Genomic DNA, 25,236 nt, shown 5'->3' on the forward strand with positions numbered 1-25,236 from the left:
CGTGAGGCGACGCACATGTTCGTACCTTCTCCCTGGCGCGCTGACTTTCCGGCCATCGCCGCCCTGCAACGCCAGCACCAGACCTATCTGGACAATGCCGCCACGGCCCAGAAACCCCAGGCCCTGCTGGATGCGCTGATCCATTACTACAGCCACGGTGCCGCCAATGTGCACCGTGCCCAACACTTGCCCGGTGCCCTGGCCACCCAGGCCTTCGAAGCCAGCCGCGAGAAAGTCGCGCAATGGCTCAACGCACCGAGCCTTTTGCAGATCGTGTTCACCCAGGGCACCACCAGCGCGATCAACCTGCTGGCCTACGGCCTGGAGCATGAGTTCGCGCCCGGTGATGCCATCGTCATCAGTGCCCTGGAACACCACGCCAACCTGTTGCCCTGGCAGCAACTGGCTCTGCGCAAGCAACTCGACCTGGTGGTCTTGCCTCTCGACCGCCATGGCCTGATAGACGTCGAAGCGGCCCGCTCGCTGATCGGACCGCGCACCCGGCTGCTCGCCGTCAGCCAGTTCTCGAACGTGATCGGCGCCTGGCAGCCTCTGGATCAGCTGCTGCCCATGGCCCGTGCCGTGGGCGCATTGACCGTGGTCGACGGCGCTCAGGGCGTGGTCCATGGTCGACATGATGTGACCGCCATGGACTGCGACTTCTACACCTTTTCCAGCCACAAACTGTACGGCCCCGACGGTCTCGGCGTGCTCTATGGCAAGGCCGACGCGCTGGCGCGCTTGCAACCTTGGCAGTACGGCGGAGAAATGGTCCAGATGGCGGACTATGAGTCGGCCTCGTTTCGCCCTGCGCCCCTGGGTTTTGAAGCCGGCACTCCGGCCGTCGGCAGCGTCATCGGCCTGGCCGCGACCCTGGAGTACCTGGGGGGGCTGGACGCCAGCGCGGTCGAAGCCCACGAAGCAGCCCTGCACAGCCAACTGCTGCGTGGCCTGAACGACCGCGAAGGCATCAAGCTGCTCGGCGAGCCGCAAGTCGCGCTGGCCAGCTTTGTGGTCGAGGGGGTGCACAACGCCGATCTGGCTTCGTTGCTGACAGAACAAGGTATCGCCGTGCGCGCGGGTCATCACTGCGCCATGCCGCTGCTCAAGCGCTTTGGCCTGGGAGGCGCGATCCGCGTGTCCCTGGGGCTGTACAACGACTCGGACGACCTGGTGCGGTTTTTCCTGGCCCTGGACAAGGCCCTGGAGATTCTGCGATGAGCTTGTCACCGGCCGCCCAGGAAGCCCTCGACACCTTCACCGCGGCCCCCGGCTGGGAGCAGCGAGCGCGTTTTCTGATGCAATGGGGCGAGCGCCTGATGCCGCTGAGCGACGACGAACGCAGTGATATCAACCGGGTGCATGGCTGCGAGAGCGTGGTGTGGTTGGTGGCTGATCAGCAGGGCAGCCACTGGCGCTTTCGCGCGGCCAGCGATGCGCGGTTGATTCGCGGGTTGCTGGCGTTGCTGCTGGCGCGGATCGAAGACGCATCCACCGAGGAGCTCAAGGCGCTGGATCTGGCGGACTGGTTCAGTCAGCTGGGGCTGGGGCGGCAATTGTCGCCTTCGCGCAGTAACGGGATGAATGCAGTGTTGGGGCGGATTCGGAGCATGACGGCCTGAATCAACCTGCAACCCGCTCCGAAGGCCGCCGCCCCCCCGCCACGATCTTCTCCACCGCCTTGGTCGCCGCGACCATACCGAACGTCGCCGTGACCATCATCACCGCGCCGAACCCGCCCTCGCAATCAAGCTTGACCCCCTCCCCGACGAAGCGCTTCTGCAAGCACACGCTGCCGTCCGCCGCCGGATAGCGCAGCTGCTCGGTGGAGTACACGCAAGGCACGCTGTAATGCCGGCTGACGTTGCGGGAAAAACCGTAATCGCGGCGCAGGGTCGAGCGCACGTTGGCAGCCAGGGGATCATTGTGGGTGCGGTTGAGGTCGCCCACGCGGATCTGCGTGGGGTCGATCTGCCCGCCGGCGCCACCGGTGCAGATAATCTGCACCTTGCGCCGCTTGCACCAGGCAATCAGCGCCGCCTTGGCGTTGACGCTGTCGATGCAGTCGATCACACAATCTAAATGCTCGCCGATGTACTCGGCCATGGTCTCGCGGGTTACGAAGTCAGCCACGGCATGCACGGTGCACGCCGGATTGATGGCGCGAATGCGATCGGCCATCACGTCCACCTTGCTCCGCCCGACGTTGCCTTCCAGCGCATGCAACTGACGATTGGTATTGCTGACGCAGACATCGTCGAGGTCAAACAGGGAAATTTCCCCCACGCCGGTGCGCGCGATCGCCTCGGCCGCCCAGGAACCGACCCCGCCGATGCCGACGATGGCCACGTGCGCCGCCTGCAACCGCTGCATGCCTTCACGGCCATACAGCCGGGCAACACCGGCGAACCGTGGATCTTCAGTACTCATCAGCAACCCCTCGAAAAACCGGCGCGCAGTATACGCCTTGAGCCCGGCAGCCAAAAGCCGAACGCACCGTCTCGAACTCTGCTTGAATAAACACTCTAAGCAAATGCCCTGCGCCTGGATGTGTACAGTCCTACACACTGCGGAGTAGGATGCGCGCCGACCGGCGGTCGCCGGTACTGCCTTGTTCCACCCTTCGGAACCCGAACTACCTATGTCTTCGCGTAAATTTGGCATCAACCTGGTGGTCGTCGTGGCCATTGCCGCACTGTTTACCGGGTTCTGGGCGCTGGTCAACCGTCCGGTGACCGCCCCTGACTGGCCCGAGCACATCTCCGGTTTCTCCTATTCGCCTTTCCGCCTGGGGCAGAACCCGCAGAAAGACCAGTACCCGACCGATGACCAGATTCGTGAGGACCTGGAACAGATGAGCAAGATGACGGACAACATCCGCATCTATTCGGTGGACGGCACCCAGGCCGACATTCCCAAGCTGGCCGAGGAATATGGCCTGCGCGTGACCCTGGGGATCTGGATCAGCCCGGACCTGGAACGTAACGAGCGGGAAATCGCCACCGCCATTCAATTGGCCAACACCACCCGCAGCGTCGTGCGCGTGGTGGTGGGCAACGAAGCCCTGTTCCGCAAGGAAGTCACGGTGCAAGCCCTGAGCGACTACCTGGACCGTGTCCGCGCCGCCGTGAAAGTGCCGGTGACCACCTCGGAACAGTGGCACATCTGGGAGCACAACCCTTCCCTGGCCAAGCACGTCGACCTGATCGCCGCACACATCCTGCCGTACTGGGAGCATATCCCGGTGGCCAATGCCCAGCAGTTCGTACTAGACCGTGCCCGCGAACTCAAGCGCATGTTCCCGAAGAAGCCGCTTCTGCTGTCTGAGGTGGGCTGGCCGAGCAACGGCCACATGCGCGGTGGTGCCGACGCCAACCAGGCCGATCAGGCCATCTACCTGCGAACGCTGGTCAATCGCCTGAACCGTCAGGGCTTCAATTACTTTGTGATCGAAGCCTACGACCAGCCCTGGAAGGCCAGCGACGAAGGTTCGGTGGGTGCCTATTGGGGTGTGTTCAACGCCGATCGCCAGCCGAAATTCAACCTTGAAGGCCCGGTCGTGGCCATTCAGCAATGGCGCGTGCTGGCGGTGGGCTCGGTGGTCATGGCGCTTTTGGCGCTGACCCTGCTGCTGATCGACGGCTCGGCCCTGCGCCAGCGCGGCCGCACCTTCCTGACCTTCATTGCCTTCCTGTGCGGGTCAGTGCTGGTGTACATCGGTTACGATTACAGTCAGCAATACAGCACCTGGTTCAGCCTGACCGTGGGCGTGTTGCTGGCCCTGGGCGCCTTTGGCGTGTTCATCGTACTGCTGACCGAGGCCCACGAACTGGCCGAAGCGGTGTGGACTCACAAGCGCCGGCGCGAATTCCTGCCGGTGCATGCCGATGAAGCCTATCGGCCCAAGGTGTCGATCCACGTGCCGTGCTACAACGAGCCGCCGGAGATGGTCAAACAGACCCTCGACGCCCTGGCAAACCTCGATTACCCGGACTTCGAAGTCCTGATCATCGACAACAACACCAAGGATCCGGCCGTCTGGGAACCCGTACAGGCGTACTGCGAAACCCTTGGCCCGCGCTTCAAGTTCTTCCACGTGGCGCCATTGGCCGGGTTCAAGGGCGGTGCACTCAACTACCTGATCCCGCACACCGCGGCCGACGCCGAGGTGATCGCCGTGATCGACTCGGACTACTGCGTGGAGCGCAACTGGCTCAAGCACATGGTGCCGCACTTCGCCGACCCGAAAATCGCCGTGGTGCAATCGCCCCAGGACTACCGCGATCAGGACCAGAGCTTGTTCAAAAAGCTCTGCTATTCGGAATACAAAGGCTTCTTCCACATCGGCATGGTCACCCGCAACGACCGCGACGCAATCATTCAGCACGGCACCATGACCATGACCCGTCGCTCGGTGCTCGAAGAGCTGGGCTGGGCCGACTGGTGCATCTGTGAAGACGCCGAGCTGGGCCTGCGGGTGTTCGAGAAAGGCTTGAGCGCCGCGTATTACCACAACAGCTACGGCAAAGGCCTGATGCCCGACACCTTCATCGACTTCAAGAAGCAGCGCTTTCGCTGGGCCTATGGCGCAATCCAGATCATCAAGCGCCACACCGCCAGCCTGCTGCGGGGCAAGGACACCGCGCTGACCCGTGGCCAGCGCTACCACTTCCTGGCGGGCTGGCTGCCGTGGGTGGCCGACGGCATGAACATCTTCTTCACCGTGGGTGCGCTGCTGTGGTCGGCGGCGATGATCATCGTGCCGCAGCGGGTCGATCCGCCGTTGATGATCTTCGCCATTCCGCCGTTGGCGCTGTTTTTCTTCAAGGTCGGCAAGATCATTTTCCTGTACCGCCGCGCGGTCGGGGTCAATCTGACCGATGCCTTCTGTGCGGCACTGGCCGGGCTGGCGTTGTCGCACACTATCGCCAAGGCGGTGCTGTATGGTTTCTTCACCACCAGCATTCCGTTTTTCCGCACGCCGAAAAACGCCGACAGCCATGGTTTGCTGGTGGCCATATCGGAAGCCCGCGAAGAACTGTTCATCATGCTGCTGCTGTGGAGCGCGGCGGGAGGCATCTGCCTGGTGCAGGGCTTGCCGAGCAATGACATGCGCTTCTGGGTGGCCATGTTGCTGGTGCAGTCGCTGCCGTACCTGGCGGCGTTGATCATGGCATTCCTGTCATCACAGCCCAGGCCGTCGGTGACGGCCGATGAGCCTGTGCCGTTGACTTGAGCCATCAAAGCCCGCGTCCGACGCGGGCTTTTGCATTAGAATGTGGCCCCTTTGCCCGCCCCGCCTGGAGTAGCACCATGACGGCCTCCGCCGACCTCTCGCCGACCCTGCAACTGGCCTGCGACCTGATTCGCCGCCCTTCCGTGACCCCGGTGGATGCCGATTGCCAGAAGCTGATGATGCAGCGCCTGGGCGACGCCGGTTTTGCACTGGAGCCAATGCGCATCGAGGACGTCGACAATTTCTGGGCCCACCATGGCAGCCAGGACGGCCCCGTGCTGTGCTTTGCCGGGCACACCGACGTGGTGCCCACCGGCCCGGTACAGAACTGGCAGATCGCGCCCTATGAGGCGGTGATCGACACCGACGGCATGCTCCACGGGCGAGGCGCGGCCGACATGAAAGGCAGCTTGGCGGCCATGCTGGTGGCGGCGGAGAAATTCGTCGGTGATTACCCGAACCACAAGGGCGCCGTGACCTTTCTGATCACCAGTGACGAAGAAGGTCCGGCGCATCACGGCACCAAGGCCGTGGTCGAACGCCTCAAGGCGCGCAACGAGCGTCTGGACTGGTGCATCGTCGGCGAACCGTCGAGCACCACCCTCGTGGGTGACGTGGTCAAGAACGGCCGTCGCGGCTCCCTCGGCGCCACTTTGACCGTGCGTGGGAAACAAGGCCACGTCGCCTACCCGCACCTGGCAGCCAACCCGATCCACCTGGCCGCACCGGCGCTGGCGGAACTGGCTGCCGAGCAATGGGACGAAGGCAATGCCTTCTTCCCGCCCACCAGCTTCCAGATCTCCAACTTGAACAGCGGCACGGGAGCCACCAACGTGATTCCGGGCGAGCTGACGGCGGTGTTCAACTTCCGCTTCTCCACCGAATCGACGGTAGAAGGCCTGAAACAGCGCGTCACCACGCTTCTCGACAAGCACGGCCTGGACTGGCACGTGGACTGGGCCCTGTCCGGACTGCCGTTCCTCACCGAACCGGGCGCGCTACTGGATGCGGTAGCCGCCAGCATCAAGCAGGTCACCGGCCGTGATACCCAGGCGTCCACCAGCGGCGGCACCTCGGACGGGCGTTTCATCGCCACCCTCGGCACCCAGGTGGTGGAATTGGGGCCGGTCAATGCGACCATCCACCAGGTCAACGAACGGATCCTGGCCAGCGACCTCGATGTGCTGACCGACATCTACTACCAAACCCTGGTCAAGTTGCTCGCCTGATGCTGACCTGCCCGATCTGCCTCGCGCCCCTGGCCAATGCCGACAACGGCGTGGTCTGCGCCGCCGGCCACCGTTTCGACCGTGCCCGCCAGGGCTACCTGAACCTGCTGCCGGTGCAGCACAAGAACAGCCGCGACCCTGGTGACAACCAGGCCATGGTCGAAGCCCGTCGCGATTTTCTCAACGCCGGCCACTATGCTCCGGTGGCCCAACGCCTGGCCGAACTGGCCGCCGAGCGCCAACCCGGCCGCTGGCTGGACATCGGCTGCGGCGAAGGCTACTACACCGCACAGATCGCCGAGGCCCTGCCGCGCAGTGAAGGCTACGCCCTGGACATTTCCCGGGAAGCGGTCAAACGCGCCTGCAAGCGCGCGCCAGCGCTGACCTGGCTGGTGGCCAGCATGGCGCGTATCCCGCTGCCTGATGCCAGCTGCCAGTTCCTCGCCAGTGTGTTCAGCCCGCTGGACTGGCATGAAGCCAAGCGCCTGCTGAGCCCCGGCGGCGGCCTGATGCGCGTCGGCCCGACCCGAGAGCACCTGATGGAACTGCGCGAGCGGCTCTACGATGAAGTACGTGAATACGTCGACGACAAGCACCTGGCGCAGGTCCCCGAAGGCATGCACCTGGACCACAGCGAGACCTTGACCTTCAAGATCAAGCTCATCGACCCCGAATCCCGCGCCCACCTGCTGGCCATGACGCCCCACGGCTGGCGCGCCAGTGCCGAGCGCCGCACCGCCGTCATCGAACAGGCCCGGCCCTTCGTGGTCACTGTATCGATGCGCTACGATTATTTTCTGCTGTCCGACGCCAAGTGAGCCCGACCATGCGCCAACCCGATATCGAGATCTACCTGAAAGACGCCGAGGTCGATCACAAGGCCATCACCGCCTGGCTGGGCAAGGTTCTGGGCCCCTGCTCCGACTGGCAGCAGAAAGGCCAGACCTACAAGTGCGTGGCCGGTGGCGTGCCGATCACCTGGCTGCCCAAGGCGGTAGGCAAATGGAACAGCCTGTACCTGGAGAGTGACCAGACCCCCTGGGACGACGACGTCGCCTGCGCCCGTTCCGCCTTTGCTGCCCTCGGTGTCGAGGTGCGCTGCGCCCCCGGCAGCTGGGTCGAGGAAGAAGGTGAAGACACTGCCGACCGCTGGATCCGCATCAGCAGCGACGGCGAAGAAGAGATCACCTGGCGTACTGCATGATGACCCCCACGCCGCTGCGTCACCTGCTGTATGGCGCCTTGCGCCGGGTCCTGTACTTCTGGGTGCGCTCGGAAACCATCAACCAGTCCTCGTTCAACCTCGACCTGGACCGCAGCCGCCCGGTGTTCTACGCCCTGCAATCGCCGTCGCTGAGCGACCTCGCGGTGCTTGACCACGAGTGCACCAAAGCCGGCCTGCCCCGGCCGGTACTACCGGTCGCAGTCGGCGACCTGATGGAGTCCGATGCGTTTTTCTACCTGACCCCGGCGCCGGACTGGCTTGGCCGTCAGGACAAGCGCGGTGCCCCGCCGACCCTCCAGCGCTTGGTGACCGCGCTGCAGAATGACGCGGTGCCAGACGCCCAGATAATCCCCATCAGCGTGTTCTGGGGCCAGTCTCCGGCGAGTGAGTCAAGCCCGTGGAAGCTGCTGTTCGCCGACAGCTGGGCAGTCACCGGGCGCCTGCGCAAACTGCTCAGCATCGTCGCCCTGGGCCGCAAGACCCGGGTGCAGTTCTCCGCGCCCATCCATTTGCGCGAACTGGTCCAGCAGAACAAGGACCACGAACGCACGGTGCGCATGACCCAACGCCTGCTACGGGTGCACTTTCGCAACCTGAAGGCGGCAGTGATCGGGCCGGACATCTCCCACCGCCGCAACCTGGTCAAGGGGCTGGTCCACGCACCCCAGGTGCGCGAAGCCATCGCCGCCGAGGCGGCCCGCGAAAATATCGCCCTGGACAAGGCGCAGGACAAGGCCCTGCACTATGGCAACGAGATCGCCTCGGACTACACCTATACGGCAATCCGCTTCCTCGAAGTGGTGCTCAGCTGGTTCTGGAACAAGATCTACGACGGCATCAAGGTCAACCACCTGGAGAGTGTGCAAGACATCGCCCAGGGCCACGAGATCGTCTACGTCCCCTGTCACCGCAGCCACATCGACTACCTGCTGCTCAGCTATTTGCTGTTTCGCAACGGCCTGACCCCGCCCCATGTCGCGGCCGGGATCAACCTGAACATGCCGGTGGTCGGCAGCCTGCTGCGCCGGGGCGGGGCGTTTTTCATGCGCCGTACCTTCAAGGGCAACCCGCTGTACACCGCCGTGTTCAACGAATACCTGCACACGCTGTTCAGCAAAGGCTTCCCGGTGGAGTATTTCGTCGAGGGTGGTCGTTCGCGTACCGGGCGTATGCTGCAACCCAAGACCGGCATGCTGGCCATTACCGTGCGCAGCTTCCTGCGTTCATCGCGGATGCCGGTGGCGTTCGTGCCGGTGTATATCGGCTATGAGCGTGTACTGGAAGGCCGGACCTACCTCGGTGAGTTGCGCGGGGCCAGCAAGAAGAAAGAGTCGATTCTCGATATCTTCAAAGTCTTCAGCGCGCTGAAGCAGCGCTTCGGCCAGGTGGCGGTGAATTTCGGCGAGCCGATCAAGCTCGCCGAGTTTCTCGATCAGCAACATCCGCAATGGCGCGACGAAACGCCGGACCCGCACTTCAAACCGGCCTGGCTCAACGCGACGACCCAGCGTCTGGGCTTGACCGTGGCCCAACGCATCAACGAAGCAGCAGCCATCAACCCGGTCAACATGGTCGCCATGGCCCTGCTCGCCACCAGCAAGCTGGCCCTGGACGAGCGCGCGCTGGCCCGCGTCCTGGACCTGTACCTGACCCTGATGCGTCAGGTGCCCTATTCACCCCACATCAGCTTGCCCGAGGGTGATGGCAAGGTATTGATCGAGTACGTGCGCGGCATGAATTTGCTCAGCGAGCAGAAAGACGCGTTGGGGCGGATCCTCTACCTGGACGAGCAGCACGCGGTGCTGATGACCTATTACCGCAATAACGTCCTGCATATCTTTGCTCTGCCGTCGCTGCTGGCGTGCTTTTTCCAAAGCGCGTCTCGCATGAGCCGCGAGCAGATCCTGCGTTATACCCGCGCCTTGTACCCGTACCTGCAAGCCGAACTGTTCCTGCGCTGGAGCCTGGAAGAGCTGGACGCCGTGGTCGATCAATGGCTCATGGCGTTTGTCGAGCAGGGCCTGCTGCGCTTCGACAACCAGATGTACCTGCGCCCGGCGCCCAGTTCGCGACTGTTCGTGCTGCTGACCCTGCTGTCGCGGGCCATTGCCCAGACCTTGCAGCGGTTCTACATGGCCACCTCACTGCTGATCAACAGCGGCCAGGACAGCCTCGACGCCGTGGAGCTGGAGGACCTGTGCGTGGTCATGGCCCAGCGCCTGTCGATCCTGCACGGGCTCAATGCACCGGAATTCTTCGACAAGAGCCTGTTCCGGCACTTCATTGCGCAGCTGGTCGACCAAGGCGTCCTGCGCAAGAACGAAGCCGGCAAGCTGGGTTATCACGAGGCCCTGGGCGAGTTGGCAGAGGGGATGGCCAAGCGGGTGCTGCCGGCGGAGATCCGCCTTTCGATCCGCCAGGTGGCGTTGCAGCGAGGGGATGAGGGCGAGATACCGGTGTAACCGGTACCCGCAGGACCGGGCTTGCTCGGGAACGGGTGTACGCGATAGCCGTACAGAGTGGTGGTGCCAGTGTTCCCGAGCAAGCTACGCCCCACCTCCAAATTGGACTAGCCTTCATGCATCCCCCTGCTCTGGTGAACCCCATGCACAAAATCCTGCTCATGGCCGCTGTTCTGGCGCTCGGCGGCTGTTCCACGTTCTCGCACAAAGCTTCGCTGGAAGGCGAAGTCGTGTACTTGCAACGCATCGCCCTGCCGCCTTCCGCCCATCTCAACGTCAAGCTGCAGGACGTATCCCTGGCCGATGCCCCCGCTATCGCCCTGGCTGAATACGATGGTCCGATCACCGGCCAGGTGCCCATCCCCTGGCGGCTGGTGTACCACCCGAAGGACGTCAAACCGGGCCATCGCTACTCGGTCAGTGCGCGAATCGAGGCGGGGGGCCATTTGTTATTCGTCACTACCGCGCATCATGACGTACAGTTGAACGGCCAAGACCCGCAGCCGTTGAGGATTCGGGTCGATCCGGCGCAATAAACGTCCCGTTCCCCTTGTCTTCAGGATTTGCCCATGATTCGTCGTTTGCTCGCTGTTTCCGCCCTGTCACTTGCCGGCCTGTTGCTGTCTGCCAACGCCATGGCCCTGTCGCTGGGCAGCCTGTCGCAGCAGGACGCCGGTGGTGGGCTCAAGGATGCCTTGACCCAGGGCGCGCAAGTGGCCGTTCAGCAACTGGGCGTGCCCGGGGGCTTCAGCAACAACCCGGACGTGCGCATCGAGCTGCCGGGCAAGCTCGGCAAAGTCGCCAAGACCATGGAGAAACTGGGCATGGGCGCCCAGGTGCAATCACTGGAAACCAGCATGAACCAGGCCGCCGAGGCCGCCATGCCCCAGGCCCAGGCGCTGCTGGTGGACGCAGTGAAGAAGATGACCTTGACCGATGCCAAGGGCATCCTCACCGGCGGCAAGGATTCGGCCACCGAATACTTGAGCAAGACCAGCCGCGACCAGATTCGCGCCAAGTTTCTGCCCATCGTCAAGCAAGCCACCGACAAGGTCGGCCTGGCGCAGAAATACAACAGCTTTGCCGGCCAGGCCGCCAGCCTGGGCGTGGTGGACAGCAAGGACGCCAACGTCGAAGGCTACGTGACCGAGAAGGCCCTGGACGGGCTGTTCAAGATGATCGCCAAGCAAGAAGAAAACATCCGCGCCAACCCGATGGCGGCGGCCACCAGCCTGGCCAAGAAAGTGTTCAGCGCGCTTTGAGGGGCGTTCACCCCTTCAACGCCTTCTTGGCATAGATGTCATACCGGCTCGACTTGCCCTCCAGCGTATGGGAGGGCTTGGCCCCTTCGATGCACGGTGCCTTGCGGGGGCGCTTGACCACCACCCGGTGACTGGCCAGGGCCAGGGCAGCGGCCAGCAAGGCAGGGGCATCAAGGTCATCGCCCACCAGCGGGCGGAACAGGCGCATCTCCTTCTTCACCAGCGCGCTCTTGTCGCGGTGGGGGAACATCGGGTCGAGGTAGATCACCTGGGGCGGCACGTCCTGCCACTGGGCAATCAACTCGATGGAATTACCCTGCAGCAAGCGCATGCGCTGGACGATGACGGCTACGTCGGGGTCCGCCGCCGCTCGCTGCAGGCCGTCCTCCAGCAAGGCCGCGATGATTGGCTGGCGCTCGATCAAACTCATCTGACAGCCCAGGCTGGCCAGCACAAAACCATCCTTGCCCAGCCCCGCCGTGGCATCCAGTACCGCCGGGCGCACACCGGGCTGCACCCCGACCGCCTTGGCAATCATCTGCCCGGCACCGCCGCCGAACAGCCGCCGGTGCGCCGCGCCACCCTCGACAAAGTCGACCCGCACCGGGCCTGGCGCATCGTCGCTCAACTGTTGCAACTGCAGGCCGATATCGGTGACTTGCAAGGCAAACTCCGCGGCGTCGATGTGCAGCGGCAAGCCCAGGCGCTGTGCCCACTGCTCGGCTGCGGCCTGATGAGAGGCACCATGCGCCTGCACCTCGATGCGGGTGTGTGACTGTTGTGACGATGGTTCCACCGATCAAAATCCCATGAAAAAAATTAAACCAATCGCCGAGTCCGCCGATAAGCCCTGTATCCGGTATTTAGCCGACACCTGATTGCAGCGACCCACATGTCCAACCTGACCACTACATCGCCAGGATATATCTCGCCCGTTGGCGACTATGCCCTGAAAAACTCCCAGGCCCTGGGCGGCGTCAGCCACCTGTGGCAGGATTTTTTCGCCCGCGCGATGCAGGACCAGCAAAGCCAGGACAGCACTGACGTCAGCGCCGCAACGGTCGTCACCGACGTCGCTGCCGAACCCACTGCAGGCAGCGACTGGCTGGCGCAGGTCAACATGCAGCGTTTGTGCGACGTGAAGGGTACCGAGGTCAAGCCGCCGGAGCCACTGTTCCTGCCCATCGCCGAGTTCGACACCGACCTGCTGGACAAGGCTGCACCGCCCTTCAGCGCCGATGAACTGACCGCACAACAAAAGCAGCTGGATTTCGACAGTGGGTGGGTCCGCCCACTGGTACTCAATGCTGGCCAGGACCTCGGTGAACCCGGCCCTGCGCCGCGCCCACGAGCCCTGAACCTGCCGATTGCCGAATTCGAATGGGAGCTGGCCGACAAGCCTGCCGAACCCTACGACAGCCAGACCCTGGCCAGACAACAGACCGACCTGGACTTCGACCATCACTGGGCGGCCCCGGTGGTGGTGCAGAACTTGCGCATTTCGGCCTGACCCCCTACAGCAGCCCTAACTGTTCAGCCTCCAAGGGTTCTGCCTCGACAACCGGCAAGCCAGGCAAGCGCTCCCTCAACTGCTGGTGAAAACGCAACGCTTGCGCCGCAGCCAAGTGATTATCCGGCGTGTGCAAAAATACATACGGCGTACGCCCTTCCTCGATCCAGCCTGCAACCTTATCCACCCACTGGCCGAGATAGCGGTCGTTGGCCTGCAAGTCCGGCCCACCGATGAACCTGACCTGAGGGGCTTGGCTGAATGCCGTGGGTCGCACGGGCAGCCGAGGTTTTTTCGATTGGGCATGGAGTACGGCCGGGTCAGTGGAGACACAGTTGAACAACGGCCGCGAGTCCAGGCAGATCCGCTCTATCCCGTATTCCATGAGGATCCGGTTCAGCGCCCGCTCATCCTCGCCTTTGGCGAAGAAGCCGGGGTGGCGCACCTCCACAGCCAAGGGTCGCTGCAAGCCTTCGATAAAGGCCACCAGTTCATTCAATTGATGCGGGGCGAAAGTGGCCGGCAGTTGCAGCCAGAACGGCGCTACGCGTGCCCCAAGGGCTGCCAGCGACTGGCAGAACTGCTCGGCAGCCGGCAATTGCAGCGCCAGGTTGCCGCCATGGCTGATGTCTCGGGGAAACTTGGCCGTGAAGCGAAAATGGGCGGGAAACACCTGTGCCCAGCGCTCGACCACGGCGACAGAGGGCCGTGCATAGAACGTGGTATTGCCTTCAACGGCGTTGAAGACCTGGCAGTAGTGTCCGAGGAAGTCGCCTGGGCGCGAGGCAGACGGATAGAGCGATCCGCGCCAGGCATTTTCGCTCCACGAAGGGCAGCCCAGGAAATAGGGCAGATCGACCGTCAGATGTGGACGTCCAGACCCAGCACTTCCAGGTCCCAGTCGACGTAGGTCGAGGTGGTCATGTAGCTGGCCAGCGCGTGGGCAGCACTGCGGCTCATGGCGCGCTGGAACAGCACGTCCTGCTGACGGGCCGGCAGGCTGCTGACATTGCCGCCCCCGCTGGTACGCGGACGCACGACAGGCTCGGCAACGGCTTCGAATGGGCCTTCAACGTCTTCGATATCGTCTTCCACACGCGCGGCCGCTTTGCGCGGCTTGCGCTTGATGGGGTACGAAGAAGTGGGAAGGCCGTCTATGCGCATGTGCTACATCTCGGTATCAAGGGTGGCAATTTACTGGCCGTTAGACGCCAGCGCAATGAGCCGTGTGATAACTAGACCGCCAGTATTGCAAAACGTTTGCACATGGTCACATTTACCCGATGAACAGCCGGTTCTGCCGAGAAAATCCGGCAAACCGAGCCTATCGTGCCTTGGCGACGGCCACTTTGTCACGCAGGTAGACCGGCTGGGCCAGGTCGGCGGCCAGCCCCTCCCCCCGCGCCCAGGCAAACTGCGCCAAGGTCAACAGGTCGAGGGCATGGGGCAGCATCCCGGCATCCATGGCACTGGCTTCGACTGCAAGGCGGTCTGCGTAGCCCCAGCCGGTGCCAGCACCAAACCAGTCTCCGCCGGCCTCGCCTGGCAGCACGACTGACTCCGGGGCCAGCACGGCTTCGTCACCGGCCAGGCACATTTCCCCGGCCTGCTCGGTGTAACAGCCCCAATAAACTTCATCCATCCGCGCATCGATGGCCGCCGCGACCTGCGACGCGCCGTGCTCGCGCCAGGCGCGCTGGGCCAGCAAGGCCAGGTTGGACACCGGCAACACCGGCCGATCGAGGGCAAAGGCCAGGCCCTGGACCACGCCAATGGCGATCCGCACGCCGGTGAAGGCACCCGGCCCGCGACCGAAGCCGATGGCATCGACCGCCGACAGCGCAATGCCCGCCTCGCTGAGCAGCTGCTGAATCATCGGCAGCAGCTTCTGCGCATGCAGACGCGGGATCACCTCATAGTGGCTCAGCACCTTGCCGTCATTCAGCAAGGCCACGGAACAGGCTTCGGTGGCGGTATCCAGGGCCAGCAAGGTGGTCATCGGTCGATCCAGGCAAGAAAAAGGGAGGCAGTATAAACGCCAACGGCCCGCAAGCGGGCCGTTGGCAGGGCTTTCACATCAGCTCAGGGCAGCCAGTACCTTGGCGGTGATGTCTTCGACATTGCCCAGGCCTTCGATGTGACTGTACTTGGGCTTGCCTTTGGCCGCCGACAGGTTCTGATAGAACTTGACCAGCGGTTCGGTCTGCGAATGGTAGACCGACAGGCGATGACGCACGGTTTCTTCGGTGTCGTCCTTGCGCTGCACCAGGTCATCGCCGGTCAGGTCGTCCTTGCCCGGCGTCTTCGGCGGGTTGAACTCGGTGTGGTAGACGCGGCCGGATGCTTCGTGGACGCGGCGACCGGCGATGCGCTTGACGATTTCTTCGTCGGCCACGGCGATTTCCACCACGTAATCCAGCTCGACACCGGCGTTGACCAGCTCCTCGGCCTGCGGGATGGTGCGCGGGAACCCGTCGAACAGGAAGCCCTTCGCACAGTCGGGCTGGGCAATGCGTTCCTTGACCAGGGCAATGATCAGGTCATCGGACACCAGGCCACCACTGTCCATCACGCTTTTGGCCACAAGCCCCAACGGAGTACCGGCCTTGACCGCTGCACGCAGCATGTCGCCAGTGGAAATTTGCGGAATACCGAATTTGGTGGTGATGAAACTCGCCTGAGTACCTTTGCCGGCCCCGGGAGCTCCCAGCAGAATCACGCGCATCGATGTACTCCTCAATTTTTATAGAAAACTGTCGAACTGCGTCGGCCGCTGTAACTGCCTGACGCCCTTCCCAAAAATAGTGATCGTGACCGACATTGGCGGCCAAAGGCTGATCAAGATACACAGCGCGCCCGAGCCACACAAGACGCCTAAAGTCGCATGAACCTGTGGTCTGTGGCCGCGCCCGTCGAGGGCAGCCCGCCGGTGCAACCCGGTGCGGGTTGCACCCCGTCCTCAACCGGTGTTGCGAAGTCCCGCAGCAATACCCGCCACTGTCACCAACAGGGCTTGTTCCAGAGGGCTGTCCAGCGCGGTCTCACGCTGACGCGAGCGTGCCAGCAGCTCGGCCTGCAAGAGGTGCAAAGGGTCGAGGTAGGTGTTGCGCAGGCGAAAGAATTCAAGGGTTTCAGGGCTGTGCGCCAGCAATTGCGACTGCCCGGTCAGACCGAGCACCACCTGACATGCCTGCGACAATAGGTCGCGCAACTCTTCACCCAAGGGCTTGAGGGAATCGTCCACCAGGCGCTGGTCGTAGAACCGGGCAATGTCGCTGTCGGCCTTGGCCAGGACCATTTCCAGCATGTCGATGCGGGTGCGAAAAAATGGCCACTGTTCACGCATTTGCCGCAGCAGGTCGCCTTCGCCCCGCTCCAGTGCCCTGCTCAGCGCGGTCTCCCAACCTAGCCAGGCCGGCAGCATCAAGCGCGTCTGGGTCCAGCCGAAAATCCACGGAATCGCCCGCAGACTTTCGATACCGCCCTGGCGACGCTTGGCGGGACGGCTGCCCAGGGGCAAGCGCCCCAGCTCCTGCTCGGGGGTGGACTGGCGAAAGTATTCGACAAATTGCGGGTGCTCACGCACCACTTTGCGGTACGCCTGCACGCCATCGGCCGCCAGTTCATCCATCACCCCGCGCCAGGCGGGCTCGGGCTTGGGCGGCGGCAACAGGGTGGCTTCCAGCACGGCGGCCAGGTACAGGTTGAGGTTCTGCTCGGCGATGTCCGGCAGACCGAACTTGAAACGAATCATTTCGCCCTGCTCGGTGGTGCGGAATCGCCCCGCCACTGATCCCGGCGGCTGCGACAGAATGGCCGCGTGAGCCGGGCCGCCGCCACGGCCTACGGTGCCCCCGCGGCCATGGAACAACAGCAGCTCGACATCCTGGGCGCGGCAGATATCGACCAGGGTCTCCTGGGCGCGGTACTGCGCCCAGGCGGCCGCCGTGGTCCCGGCGTCCTTGGCCGAATCCGAGTAGCCGATCATGACCTCCTGCGGGCCATGCAGCCGCGTACGGTAACCCGGCAACTGCAACAGCTGTTCGATCACCGGGCCGGCGTTGTCGAGGTCGGCGAGGGTCTCGAACAGCGGCACCACTCGCATCGGACGCAACACACCGGCTTCTTTCAATAGCAGTTGCACGGCCAGCACGTCCGAGGCCGAGCCCGCCATGGAGATGACATAGGAACCCAGCGAGGCCGCCGGGGCAGCGGCGATCTCGTGACAGGTGGCCAGGACCTCGGCGGTGTCGGCGCAGGGGTTGTAATGCACCGGCAGCAAGGGCCGGCGGTTGTTCAATTCACGCACCAGGAATTCGACCCGCGTCGCCTCATCCCAGTCTTCGTAGCGCCCCAGCCCAAGGTAGTCGGTGATTTCGCTCATGGCTGAGCGATGGCGGGCAGAATCCTGCCGCACGTCCAGGCGCACCAGAAACAGGCCGAAGGTGACGGCTCGACGCAGGCAGTCCAGCAGCGGGCCATCGGCAATCACACCCATGCCGCACTCATGCAGGGACTGGAAGCACAGCTGCAGGGGTTCGAGCAGGTCGCGGTTGTTGCTCAGCACCTCCTCCCCCGCCGGCTGGGTCACCGCCAGCGATGCCTGCGCCCAGCTGCGGGTGGCGCGCAGGCGCTCGCGCAATTGCTTGAGCAGCGTGCGATAAGGTTCGGCGCTGTCACCGACGCGGGCGCGCAACGCCGAGCTGGCCTGCTGCATGGACAGCTCACTGGCCAGATGGTCGACATCGGCGAGAAACAGGTCGGCCGCCATCCACCGTGCCAACAGCAGCACTTCGCGGGTCACGGCAGCGGTGACATTGGGATTGCCATCACGGTCGCCCCCCATCCACGAGGCAAAGCGCACCGGTGCAGCTTCCAACGGCAGGCGCAGGCCGGTGGCCGCGTGCAGGGCCTGATCGACCTTGCGCAGGTGGTTGGGAATGGCCTGCCACAGGGAGTTCTCGATGACTGCGAAGCCCCATTTGGCCTCGTCCACGGGGGTGGGCCGTACACGGCGGATTTCTTCCGTGTGCCAAGCCTCGGCGATCAGCCGATGCAAGCGCTGCTTGATCTGCTCACGCTCGGCGGGCATCAAGTCACGGTGGTCCTGCAAGGCCAACTGGGCAGTGATGGCATCGTACTTCTGTATCAAGGTGCGCCGCGCCACTTCCGTGGGGTGGGCGGTCAGCACCAGCTCGATGTCCAGCCGCCCCACTTGCCGGGCGAGTGAGTCGCCGCTGTGGCCGGCCTGCGTGAGTCGCTCCAGCAGCTCGGGCAAGACGCGGTTCTCGAAAGCCACGCCCTGGCCCTCGTCGCGCCGGCGGATCAGCTGATACTGCTCGCAGATGTTGGCCAGGTTGAGGAACTGGTTAAAGGCGCGCGCTACGGGCAGCAGGTCGTCTTCACCCAGCGCATCGAGGCTGGACCTGAGCTGCTCGACATTGATGTCGCTCTCCAAGGACGCCTGGCGTGACTGGGCACCGCGGTCGGCCTTGGCACCGCGACGGATGCGCTCGATCTTCTCGAGAAACTCGTCGCCGTACTGCTCGCGCACGGTGTTGCCCAGCAACTGGCCCAGCAAGTGGACGTCCTCGCGCAGACGCGCGTCAATATCGCTCATCGGCTTTCTCCCTGTTTGATTGTGGTTATGGCTGAACGGGGTGGTGAGTGAACGGGCAGCGGAAAATCTGCTCTATGGTGTAGAGGCTAGCCTGAAGCTGCAAGCTTGCAGCACAACGTCACCCTGGAGGTCGTCCATGAAGATCCGTGAATTGACAAGGCACTGGGAGCAGACCGCCACCGGGCGGCTGAGCAAGACCGCCTACAGCATCCACCTGGACGTCGAGGCGGCCGCTCGCCTCGCGGCCCTGAGCGAAATGTACCCCAAGCATCATCCCGAAGAACTGCTGGGCGAGTTGATCGGCGCGGCCCTGGAAGAGCTGGAGGCCAGCTTTCCTTATGTGCAAGGCACCAAGGTGATCTCCACGGACGAGGAAGGCGATCCGCTGTACGAGGACGTGGGGCCGACGCCGAAGTTTCTCGAGTTGTCCAAGCGTTATCTGCACGAACTGTCGGCGCAGGCCGACGAGCCTCAGCACTGATCTCTCGTCAAGGGCGGCCTTGCGCCGCTCTCGATAAGCCCCCGGTCCGCCCGCGACCCATTCGCCCCTCCATAATTCCCAACATGACATATTGTTCGTGTGCTAACGAATCTTGAACTTTTGAAAAAACCATTTGGTCCGACCTTGTAAGCCATCGCAGGACGAGAAGTCGAACGCGTGAATCGAGGTCTGAACAGACCGGTACGCAGGGACCTTCGACTGTCATGGATGTAGAAGTATTTCGGGAGTTATCCAATGGAGTTGAAGACCATGAACATCAGCACTGCCAAATCATCGCTGCACAAAGTGGGCTCGTTGAAACTGGCTGCCCTGGCCCTGGGCAGCAGCCTGCTGCTGGCCGGTTGCGCTGGCAACCCACCTACTTCGCAATATGCCGTGGCTCAATCCGCTGTCAACAGCGCGGTGAGCGCGGGCGGTACTCAGTACGCACCCGTCGAAACCAAGACTGCCCAGGACAAGCTCAAGGCAGCCGAATTCGCCATGCATGACGAAAACTATGACAAGGCCCGGGTGCTGTCCGAACAGGCCGAGTGGGACGCTCGTGTAGCGGAGCGCAAAGCCCAGGCTGAAAAAGCCGAGGCCGCTCTCAAGGACTCTCAGCAAGGGGTTCAGGACCTGAAAAATGAAGGCCTGCGCCAGGCGCAATAACGCCCCAGCCCCTTTGCCCTCCGAATTCGATTTAAAGGACGAACACCATGCGTAAACAATTGATGATCCCTGCCCTGTTGGCCCTGAGCGTCGGCCTGGCCGCTTGTGCCACCCCGCCTAACCAAAGTCTGGAACAGGCGCGCACCAACTACACCTCATTGCAGACCAACCCGCAGGCCAGCACGCTGGCACCGCTGGAAACCAAGGACGCAGCCGACTGGCTGGACAAGGCCGAGATGGCCTACCGCAACAAGGACGACAGCAAGAAAGTTGACCAGCTGGCTTACCTGACCAACCAGCGCGTCGAGCTGGCCAAGGAAACCATCGCGCTGCACTCGGCTGAAGGCCAGTTGAAAAACGCTTCGGCCGATCGCGCCAAGGCCTTGCTTGATGCCCGTGATCAGCAGATCAAGAAGCTGCAGAACGACCTCAACGCCAAGCAGACCGATCGCGGCACCGTGGTCACGTTTGGCGACGTGCTGTTCGACGTGAACAAGGCGAGCCTGAAAACCAGCGGCCTGAACAACGTCAGCGAACTGGCGCAGTTCCTCCAGCAGAACCCGGAACGTAAAGTGATCGTCGAGGGTTATACCGACTCCACCGGCTCGGCGTCCTACAACGTCAGCCTGTCCGAGCGCCGTGCCGGTTCCGTGCAGGCGGCTTTGGTGAAAATGGGTGTGGACCCGTCGCGTATCGTGACCCAGGGTTACGGCAAGGACTTCCCGGTGGCAGATAATACCAGCGCTTCGGGCCGTGCGATGAACCGTCGTGTGGAAGTGACCATTTCCAACGACAACCAGCCAGTGGCACCCCGCACTCACTGAGTGTTCGGCCACTGACAGCAGAAACCCGCCGCTACGGCGGGTTTTTTTTGCCCACCGTTGTGGCCCGGCATACATAGGTAGGGCATTCAACCTGGCTCTGCGGGTTATCCATAGCGGCTCCTCCCCGCAATGGAAGCCAGTACCATGCCCCACTCATCAACTGACCTCGTCCGTCATTTCGAGACGCTCGTTTCCCCGCTGGAATCTGCCGAGCAACCTGCCTGGCTGAAGCACGCCGATGCCCAGCAACGCCGAGAAATGAACGAACGCAGCGCAAGCGGCCGATTGGCCAGGCGCCAAGCGACCGAGGCCTTCAGCCGCCTGCACAGCCTCTATGCCTATCACCGCCCGGACCTCGCGGCGCTGGACCTGGCGAGCATCACCCCGCAAAACGTTTACGCCCTGCAACAGATTCAAAACCTGGGCGAGTCCTACCCAGACTACCTGAGTGCTGCACTGGATGATGCCACGCTGCGCCAAGGCAAGCAGGAAGCTTACCTGGCGACGCTGCGCGAGGAGTACACCCTGGCGCTGATCAGCGGACAGCGACTGAACAAGATCGGGCGGCGCCTGCTGGACTGGGTCATCGGGGCATACTCGACCGATTCGACCGAGTTTGCGCGACAGGGACCGTTCTTCGGCCACTACTTGGCTGAATGCCATTACCTGTTGCTGCAAGACGATGTACCGGCACACGAGGTGATCCTGCTGGTCAGCGGGCCGGATACGCCCTGCGTCGCCTATATTCCCGGCCATCCCCTGCACCCACTCAAAGAGCACGCCAGCCTGGAGCACTTCTACGCGAGCCTGCGCCGCGAATTGCAGGCCCCGGCATTCCAGGCGTTCTTCGGCCGTTTCATTGCCTTGCGTCATCGCCAAATGCTGAACACTTTGGCTTTGGACACCAGGGCTTTGCCGCACGGTTTGCGCGCCCACGTCGCCGAACAGATGGGCGCGCGACTGCTCGCTGATGCTCGTTACCTGACTGCCACCACTGTAGAGCAGGTGCAGACGTTGACCCTGGCGTTGCCAGACTTCGGGGCTGCTGTGCAAAGGCATTTGCTGGACGGGGCCGGCGCTGGCATCCGGTGCGGCGAAGAAAACGAAGGCGGGGCGCCATCCGACTGGATCTCCTCCCTGCACTGGGTGCGCTCGGGCACTGGGCAGCCCAGCGGCTGGATTGCAGACCTGAGCGGGTATCGCCAGCCGGAGGGCATCCATCCCACCGGCCAGGCCGACCCCAGAGGCTTGTACGAAGCCGACATGGGTCAGCTGATCAACATCAACGAGGCTTTCTACCACGTCAGCCGCGACGACAACGGCCACTGGCGTATCCAGCCCCCCCGTCAGACCGGCGCCTACAGCCCCAGGCTGCATCACAACGGTGCCGGCGCCTGGCACCACGAGCACGAGCATCCCCAGCGTTGGAGCCGGCTGTCGCTGCTGCGTCGCCTGGGGCCGATCAGCGCCGGGTTCGACGATGAGCGCCTGCTGCAACTGGGGCGCGTCAGCGGAGTGGATAACACCCAACTGCGCCGGGTATACCAGCTCGACCAGCCGGTTCCCGCCCTGTTGCACGATGTACTGGTGCGCGCCCGAATCCAAGGTGAGGTCGCTGCTGTGATGCAGCGGCTGCGCAACGGCCAGACAATCGATGACCCGTACAGAATTCCCCAGGTCAAGGCGTTCTACGAGGCCCTGGCAGAAGCTCATGCCCGGCACGGTGTGTCTCGCGTGCGCCGCGGCGTGGATGACCCGGCCCCTGCGCGTGACGCGGAGGGCGAATGCCCGCTGCCGACGCTCGATGGAAATGTCGAATGTCCCGTGCCTTTGCCGCATCTGCTCACGTTTTTGGACAGTTGGGAGGTGCGACTGCACTTTGCGCTCGCCAATCATCTCTATGAGCTGGCGCAGATCCCTGCGGACAATGCAGTACTCGAATTGCAGCGCCGCTATCCGATGATGCCGCTCGCCATTGCCCAACGCTTTGTCGACGACAATCGAACATGGGTTGCCGGCCATCTGCAAAATGCCGAAGATCCGCTGCCGATGGAAATTGCCGAGCAGGCCTTGGTCACCGAGCAGGAGGCACGTCTGTGCCGTGCGCTCGAAGGTTTCATCCAACCCGGGTCGGCACACGAAGACACTTTGATCCTGGCCATTCGGTTGCTTGAATATCTGGACGGCTGGCGACCGGGCACCACGTTGATTCTCCGCCGTGAGGGGCGCTTTGGCCAGCCGATGGCCACGTTAGGCCAGGCCGATGTCGAAAGCCCGAGCCTTTACCGCGACGACGACGAAGGCTGGTTTGCAACCCACGCACAGAGCGTGCTGCTGGCTCAGGATCTCAGCGAATCGGGGTTCTATCGCGCTGTACTTCTGATTCTGGGCCCGGAGCAATGCGCGGCCCTGGGCTTTGGCCAAAACGAGCCCGAGCGGCTCCACCAGCGTCTGCGCGAGATGGCGTTGGCGCGTCCGGCGCGAAGCCGTCTGCTTCTAGGGATGGACGTGCCCAGAACCTGGCTTAGCCCGCCGCAGGTCGGTGCGGTTCAACGAGAGCCGGACCCGACAGACGACCTGCTTCGGCGCGAATCGGCACGGGTACGCCTCACCCGCCTGCAAGTGCATACCCCCCTGTGGCTGAGCGACAGCCGCGATCGATTCCTCGCCGAACAGGTCGCCCGCGACGAACCCATCGGCCCGCTGCTCGCCGTGCTGGAAGAACAGCAAGCCCTGCTCGCAAGCACCCTTGTCACCTGGGTTCAGGCTGGCCCCTCCGCAGCCATCCGCGCAGCCCGCGCCAACGCCTCTGACCAGTTGCGCTACGCGTGGGAGGCGCGGCTCGGCATGAATGCCTTTGCGCTGAGATTCGACAACGCCGATCTCGATCAACTGCCTCCACTGCCATGCCCCTTGCCCGCAGTCAACAGCCTCCGGGTGGCGGACCTGCAAAATCTCGACAACCTCCCCGCATTCCTGCGTCACCTGCCCACGTTAGGCCGCCTGGAACTGAATAACCTACCCCTGCAGGAGCTGCCCGCCGAATTGCTGCAACTGCGCCATCTACGCTGGCTTGACCTCTCGCGTATACCGCTGCCCCCCCTGAGCCTCATCGACCTTGGCCAACTGCCGGTCCTGGAGACACTTGTGGTCTCAGATCAGAACAACCCCTCGTCCACCTGGAATGCGAGGTACATGCAGTGCTTGCTCGCCAGCGGCTCGATTCGCACGCTGATCATGGAAAACTCGAGCGTCCAATTTCAAGCGGGGGTGTTCGCCGTCATGGCGCGCGCCCAAATAGAGCAGCTGAACCTCAACAGGAACCTCATTGCGCTCGACGAGCAAAGCGTGAGGGAATTGGCCGACATGGTGCACCTCCGGGCGCTCGACCTGTCGCGAAACCTCCTGCAAAACGCACCCGACGTCAGTCGTATGGTTCATCTGCAAGACCTTGATCTGTCCAGAACCGGAATTACTCGGTGGCCCACTGGCCTGGAGCATCTGACTTCGATACAAGACGTGAGTCTGGAACATCTCCTTATCGGCGATGTGCCAGAAGGGGCTGGTAGCGTGCCGGGCCTGCGCCTCTCCGGCGCGAACCTGCAGCCGCGGGATCGCGATCGCTTTCGCGTTGAAATGCAAATGGCCGGCAATCTTTACGATTCAGATGAGTCCAGCCACGGCTCAGGATCGGACCTGTCCTCGGGCGAGGACGAAGCCAGCACTGCCGAACGCGAGGCTTTGCGTATCCACCATCGCCAGCAACTGCTGGAAGGCATGAGCACCGCCGATCTGGCACGCGCCGATCCACTGTTGGCCGCCCACGACTCAAGCTCGGTGGAATTTTTCGATTTTCTGGTGCGCATAGACCATTCGCATGCCGCCAGCACACCCGCAGCACGCATACGCCAGCGCATTCAAGCGCTGATACGCGGGGCGTTCAACCATGATTTGCGCCGCGAGCTGTATGGACAAGCCCAACAGGCCATCACCTGTGTGGACCGGGATGCCTTGGTTTTTTCACAGATGGAAAACATGCTGCACGCCGACCAGGCCATGGCCCGGGCCATGGACGGCAATGCCATGCATGAGTTGATAGCGATGGGAACCAGTCACTGGCGATCGGCGCGGCTAGAGGAATACGTTCAAGCGAATACCCCGATCTGGTCCACCCACACCCGTCGCATCGATTCCAGCGAGATCAGTTTCTACTTTCGCATGGCCTTGACCACGCGCCTTGGCTTGCGGGATCAGCCGACGTACCAGCGCTACAAAGACTTAACCGGCTGGGTAACCGCCAACATGCTGGACGCGGCCTACCAAGCCGTGGTGTCCAGTCAGGCCGAGTTGCTGCCCGTGTATTTGAACCAGCAACCCTATTGGAGGCGCTTCGTGGACTTCACCTTCCGCGACCGAATCCAGGCGATCAACCGCTGGCGCGACAGTATCGGCCAATTCCTGGACGCGGCGGTCAGCAATCAGGAATTGCCACGGGTAGGGGAGCCGGTCGAACACCAGCACCTGCACTCGGTATTGATGGCAAGTGGCCTGCTGGCGCTAGGCGATCCTCTACCGACCTCGTTGCAGCTGGACAGCGCCGCCTATGTGCGTGCTTATCAGGCGCTGGTTGATCAGGTGGAGCGGGCGAGGCTGGAACTCACCGAGTGGATCGTCAGCGAACCTCAACCGGGGCCGTCCCGGCTGCCTTGAGGCCACTC

21 protein-coding genes are annotated in these 25,236 nt (G+C 63.2%); 14 read left to right on the plus strand and 7 right to left on the minus strand.

Going from position 1 to position 25,236, the window contains the following annotated elements:
• The first annotated feature begins 15 nt into the window (after window positions 1-15).
• Together HB675_RS06695 and HB675_RS06700 are read left to right on the plus strand one after the other, a co-directional pair.
• A complete protein-coding gene (locus HB675_RS06695) occupies window positions 16-1,221 on the plus strand; it encodes a cysteine desulfurase (protein ID WP_213876926.1) in 1,206 nt (401 codons plus the stop codon).
• Entirely contained in the window at window positions 1,218-1,622 is a 405-nt protein-coding gene (locus HB675_RS06700; protein WP_213876928.1) for a SufE family protein, read from the plus strand. Before HB675_RS06695 ends, HB675_RS06700 begins: the two co-directional genes overlap by 4 nt.
• A gap of 1 nt (window position 1,623) precedes the next feature.
• Here the strand turns inward: HB675_RS06700 and tcdA are convergent, their stop codons facing one another.
• The gene (gene tcdA, locus HB675_RS06705; protein ID WP_213876930.1) at window positions 1,624-2,430 is read right to left on the minus strand and encodes a tRNA cyclic N6-threonylcarbamoyladenosine(37) synthase TcdA; all 807 of its coding nucleotides are present in this window, start codon (window positions 2,428-2,430) and stop codon (window positions 1,624-1,626) included.
• A gap of 211 nt (window positions 2,431-2,641) precedes the next feature.
• Between tcdA and HB675_RS06710 the strand changes: the two genes are divergently transcribed.
• From HB675_RS06710 to HB675_RS06740, 7 genes are all read left to right on the plus strand, one after another.
• Window positions 2,642-5,236, plus strand: a complete 2,595-nt coding sequence (locus HB675_RS06710) for a glycosyltransferase (RefSeq protein WP_213876940.1) — start codon at window positions 2,642-2,644, stop codon at window positions 5,234-5,236.
• Window positions 5,237-5,313: 77 nt separating this feature from the next.
• Window positions 5,314-6,465 carry a succinyl-diaminopimelate desuccinylase gene (gene dapE, locus HB675_RS06715; RefSeq protein WP_213876948.1) on the plus strand — a complete coding sequence of 384 codons (1,152 nt, stop codon included), beginning with the start codon at window positions 5,314-5,316 and terminating at the stop codon, window positions 6,463-6,465.
• Window positions 6,465-7,283 (plus strand): putative RNA methyltransferase, encoded by an 819-nt coding sequence (locus HB675_RS06720; protein WP_213876950.1) that lies wholly within the window; start codon window positions 6,465-6,467, stop codon window positions 7,281-7,283. The genes dapE and HB675_RS06720 overlap by 1 nt, the downstream gene beginning before the upstream one ends.
• 8 nt (window positions 7,284-7,291) lie before the next feature.
• Window positions 7,292-7,669 carry a hypothetical protein gene (locus HB675_RS06725; protein WP_213876952.1) on the plus strand — a complete coding sequence of 126 codons (378 nt, stop codon included), beginning with the start codon at window positions 7,292-7,294 and terminating at the stop codon, window positions 7,667-7,669.
• A complete protein-coding gene (gene plsB, locus HB675_RS06730; RefSeq protein WP_213877293.1) occupies window positions 7,669-10,152 on the plus strand; it encodes a glycerol-3-phosphate 1-O-acyltransferase PlsB in 2,484 nt (827 codons plus the stop codon). The genes HB675_RS06725 and plsB overlap by 1 nt, the downstream gene beginning before the upstream one ends.
• 143 nt (window positions 10,153-10,295) lie before the next feature.
• Window positions 10,296-10,688, plus strand: coding sequence for a YbaY family lipoprotein (locus HB675_RS06735; protein WP_213876954.1), 393 nt, complete (start codon window positions 10,296-10,298; stop codon window positions 10,686-10,688).
• A gap of 45 nt (window positions 10,689-10,733) precedes the next feature.
• On the plus strand, window positions 10,734-11,414 hold the full coding sequence (locus HB675_RS06740; RefSeq protein WP_213877295.1) for a DUF4197 domain-containing protein: 681 nt from the start codon (window positions 10,734-10,736) through the stop codon (window positions 11,412-11,414).
• 7 nt (window positions 11,415-11,421) lie between these two features.
• Here the strand turns inward: HB675_RS06740 and HB675_RS06745 are convergent, their stop codons facing one another.
• Window positions 11,422-12,177 (minus strand): class I SAM-dependent methyltransferase, encoded by a 756-nt coding sequence (locus HB675_RS06745; RefSeq protein WP_213877302.1) that lies wholly within the window; start codon window positions 12,175-12,177, stop codon window positions 11,422-11,424.
• Window positions 12,178-12,306: 129 nt separating this feature from the next.
• Between HB675_RS06745 and HB675_RS06750 the strand changes: the two genes are divergently transcribed.
• Window positions 12,307-12,924, plus strand: coding sequence for an energy transducer TonB (locus HB675_RS06750; RefSeq protein WP_213876956.1), 618 nt, complete (start codon window positions 12,307-12,309; stop codon window positions 12,922-12,924).
• A 4-nt stretch (window positions 12,925-12,928) separates the two neighbouring features.
• On the opposite strand, the gene HB675_RS06755 is transcribed toward HB675_RS06750, so the two are convergent.
• From HB675_RS06755 to ppc, 5 genes are all read right to left on the minus strand, one after another.
• Window positions 12,929-13,789, minus strand: a complete 861-nt coding sequence (locus tag HB675_RS06755; protein ID WP_213877305.1) for a DUF72 domain-containing protein — start codon at window positions 13,787-13,789, stop codon at window positions 12,929-12,931.
• The gene (locus HB675_RS06760; RefSeq protein ID WP_213876958.1) at window positions 13,786-14,088 is read right to left on the minus strand and encodes a hypothetical protein; all 303 of its coding nucleotides are present in this window, start codon (window positions 14,086-14,088) and stop codon (window positions 13,786-13,788) included. Before HB675_RS06760 ends, HB675_RS06755 begins: the two co-directional genes overlap by 4 nt.
• A 160-nt stretch (window positions 14,089-14,248) precedes the next feature.
• Window positions 14,249-14,923, minus strand: coding sequence for a tRNA (adenosine(37)-N6)-threonylcarbamoyltransferase complex dimerization subunit type 1 TsaB (gene tsaB, locus HB675_RS06765; RefSeq protein WP_213876960.1), 675 nt, complete (start codon window positions 14,921-14,923; stop codon window positions 14,249-14,251).
• A 78-nt stretch (window positions 14,924-15,001) separates the two neighbouring features.
• Window positions 15,002-15,649, minus strand: a complete 648-nt coding sequence (gene adk, locus HB675_RS06770) for an adenylate kinase (protein ID WP_213876961.1) — start codon at window positions 15,647-15,649, stop codon at window positions 15,002-15,004.
• Window positions 15,650-15,883: 234 nt separating this feature from the next.
• Entirely contained in the window at window positions 15,884-18,544 is a 2,661-nt protein-coding gene (ppc, locus tag HB675_RS06775; protein WP_213876963.1) for a phosphoenolpyruvate carboxylase, read from the minus strand.
• Window positions 18,545-18,680: 136 nt separating this feature from the next.
• Here ppc and HB675_RS06780 point away from each other — a divergent pair, with 136 nt between their 5' ends.
• The 4 genes from HB675_RS06780 to HB675_RS06795 all read left to right on the plus strand — a co-directional run bounded on the left by HB675_RS06780 (window position 18,681) and on the right by HB675_RS06795 (window position 25,228).
• On the plus strand, window positions 18,681-19,025 hold the full coding sequence (locus HB675_RS06780) for a pilin assembly protein (protein ID WP_213876965.1): 345 nt from the start codon (window positions 18,681-18,683) through the stop codon (window positions 19,023-19,025).
• Window positions 19,026-19,280: 255 nt separating this feature from the next.
• Window positions 19,281-19,694, plus strand: coding sequence for a DUF4398 domain-containing protein (locus HB675_RS06785; protein WP_213876967.1), 414 nt, complete (start codon window positions 19,281-19,283; stop codon window positions 19,692-19,694).
• Between the two features lie 47 nt (window positions 19,695-19,741).
• Window positions 19,742-20,518, plus strand: a complete 777-nt coding sequence (locus HB675_RS06790) for an OmpA family protein (RefSeq protein ID WP_213876969.1) — start codon at window positions 19,742-19,744, stop codon at window positions 20,516-20,518.
• A gap of 144 nt (window positions 20,519-20,662) precedes the next feature.
• The gene (locus tag HB675_RS06795; protein ID WP_213876971.1) at window positions 20,663-25,228 is read left to right on the plus strand and encodes an NEL-type E3 ubiquitin ligase domain-containing protein; all 4,566 of its coding nucleotides are present in this window, start codon (window positions 20,663-20,665) and stop codon (window positions 25,226-25,228) included.
• Window positions 25,229-25,236 lie beyond the last annotated feature (8 nt).

It is taken from the genome of Pseudomonas sp. dw_358, assembly GCF_018449655.1.
Lineage (GTDB): Bacteria > Pseudomonadota > Gammaproteobacteria > Pseudomonadales > Pseudomonadaceae > Aquipseudomonas.

Excerpts from the sequence above, each read along its gene's own strand:
- HB675_RS06695 (WP_213876926.1), top strand. The coding sequence starts at position 16 with ATGTTCGTACCTTCTCCCTGGCGCGCTGACTTTCCGGCCATCGCCGCC.
- HB675_RS06700 (WP_213876928.1), top strand. The coding sequence starts at position 1,218 with ATGAGCTTGTCACCGGCCGCCCAGGAAGCCCTCGACACCTTCACCGCG.
- tcdA (WP_213876930.1), bottom strand. The coding sequence starts at position 2,430 with ATGAGTACTGAAGATCCACGGTTCGCCGGTGTTGCCCGGCTGTATGGC.
- HB675_RS06710 (WP_213876940.1), top strand. The coding sequence starts at position 2,642 with ATGTCTTCGCGTAAATTTGGCATCAACCTGGTGGTCGTCGTGGCCATT.
- dapE (WP_213876948.1), top strand. The coding sequence starts at position 5,314 with ATGACGGCCTCCGCCGACCTCTCGCCGACCCTGCAACTGGCCTGCGAC.
- HB675_RS06720 (WP_213876950.1), top strand. The coding sequence starts at position 6,465 with ATGCTGACCTGCCCGATCTGCCTCGCGCCCCTGGCCAATGCCGACAAC.
- HB675_RS06725 (WP_213876952.1), top strand. The coding sequence starts at position 7,292 with ATGCGCCAACCCGATATCGAGATCTACCTGAAAGACGCCGAGGTCGAT.
- plsB (WP_213877293.1), top strand. The coding sequence starts at position 7,669 with ATGACCCCCACGCCGCTGCGTCACCTGCTGTATGGCGCCTTGCGCCGG.
- HB675_RS06735 (WP_213876954.1), top strand. The coding sequence starts at position 10,296 with ATGCACAAAATCCTGCTCATGGCCGCTGTTCTGGCGCTCGGCGGCTGT.
- HB675_RS06750 (WP_213876956.1), top strand. The coding sequence starts at position 12,307 with ATGTCCAACCTGACCACTACATCGCCAGGATATATCTCGCCCGTTGGC.
- HB675_RS06760 (WP_213876958.1), bottom strand. The coding sequence starts at position 14,088 with ATGCGCATAGACGGCCTTCCCACTTCTTCGTACCCCATCAAGCGCAAG.
- tsaB (WP_213876960.1), bottom strand. The coding sequence starts at position 14,923 with ATGACCACCTTGCTGGCCCTGGATACCGCCACCGAAGCCTGTTCCGTG.
- adk (WP_213876961.1), bottom strand. The coding sequence starts at position 15,649 with ATGCGCGTGATTCTGCTGGGAGCTCCCGGGGCCGGCAAAGGTACTCAG.
- ppc (WP_213876963.1), bottom strand. The coding sequence starts at position 18,544 with ATGAGCGATATTGACGCGCGTCTGCGCGAGGACGTCCACTTGCTGGGC.
- HB675_RS06780 (WP_213876965.1), top strand. The coding sequence starts at position 18,681 with ATGAAGATCCGTGAATTGACAAGGCACTGGGAGCAGACCGCCACCGGG.
- HB675_RS06785 (WP_213876967.1), top strand. The coding sequence starts at position 19,281 with ATGGAGTTGAAGACCATGAACATCAGCACTGCCAAATCATCGCTGCAC.
- HB675_RS06790 (WP_213876969.1), top strand. The coding sequence starts at position 19,742 with ATGCGTAAACAATTGATGATCCCTGCCCTGTTGGCCCTGAGCGTCGGC.
- HB675_RS06795 (WP_213876971.1), top strand. The coding sequence starts at position 20,663 with ATGCCCCACTCATCAACTGACCTCGTCCGTCATTTCGAGACGCTCGTT.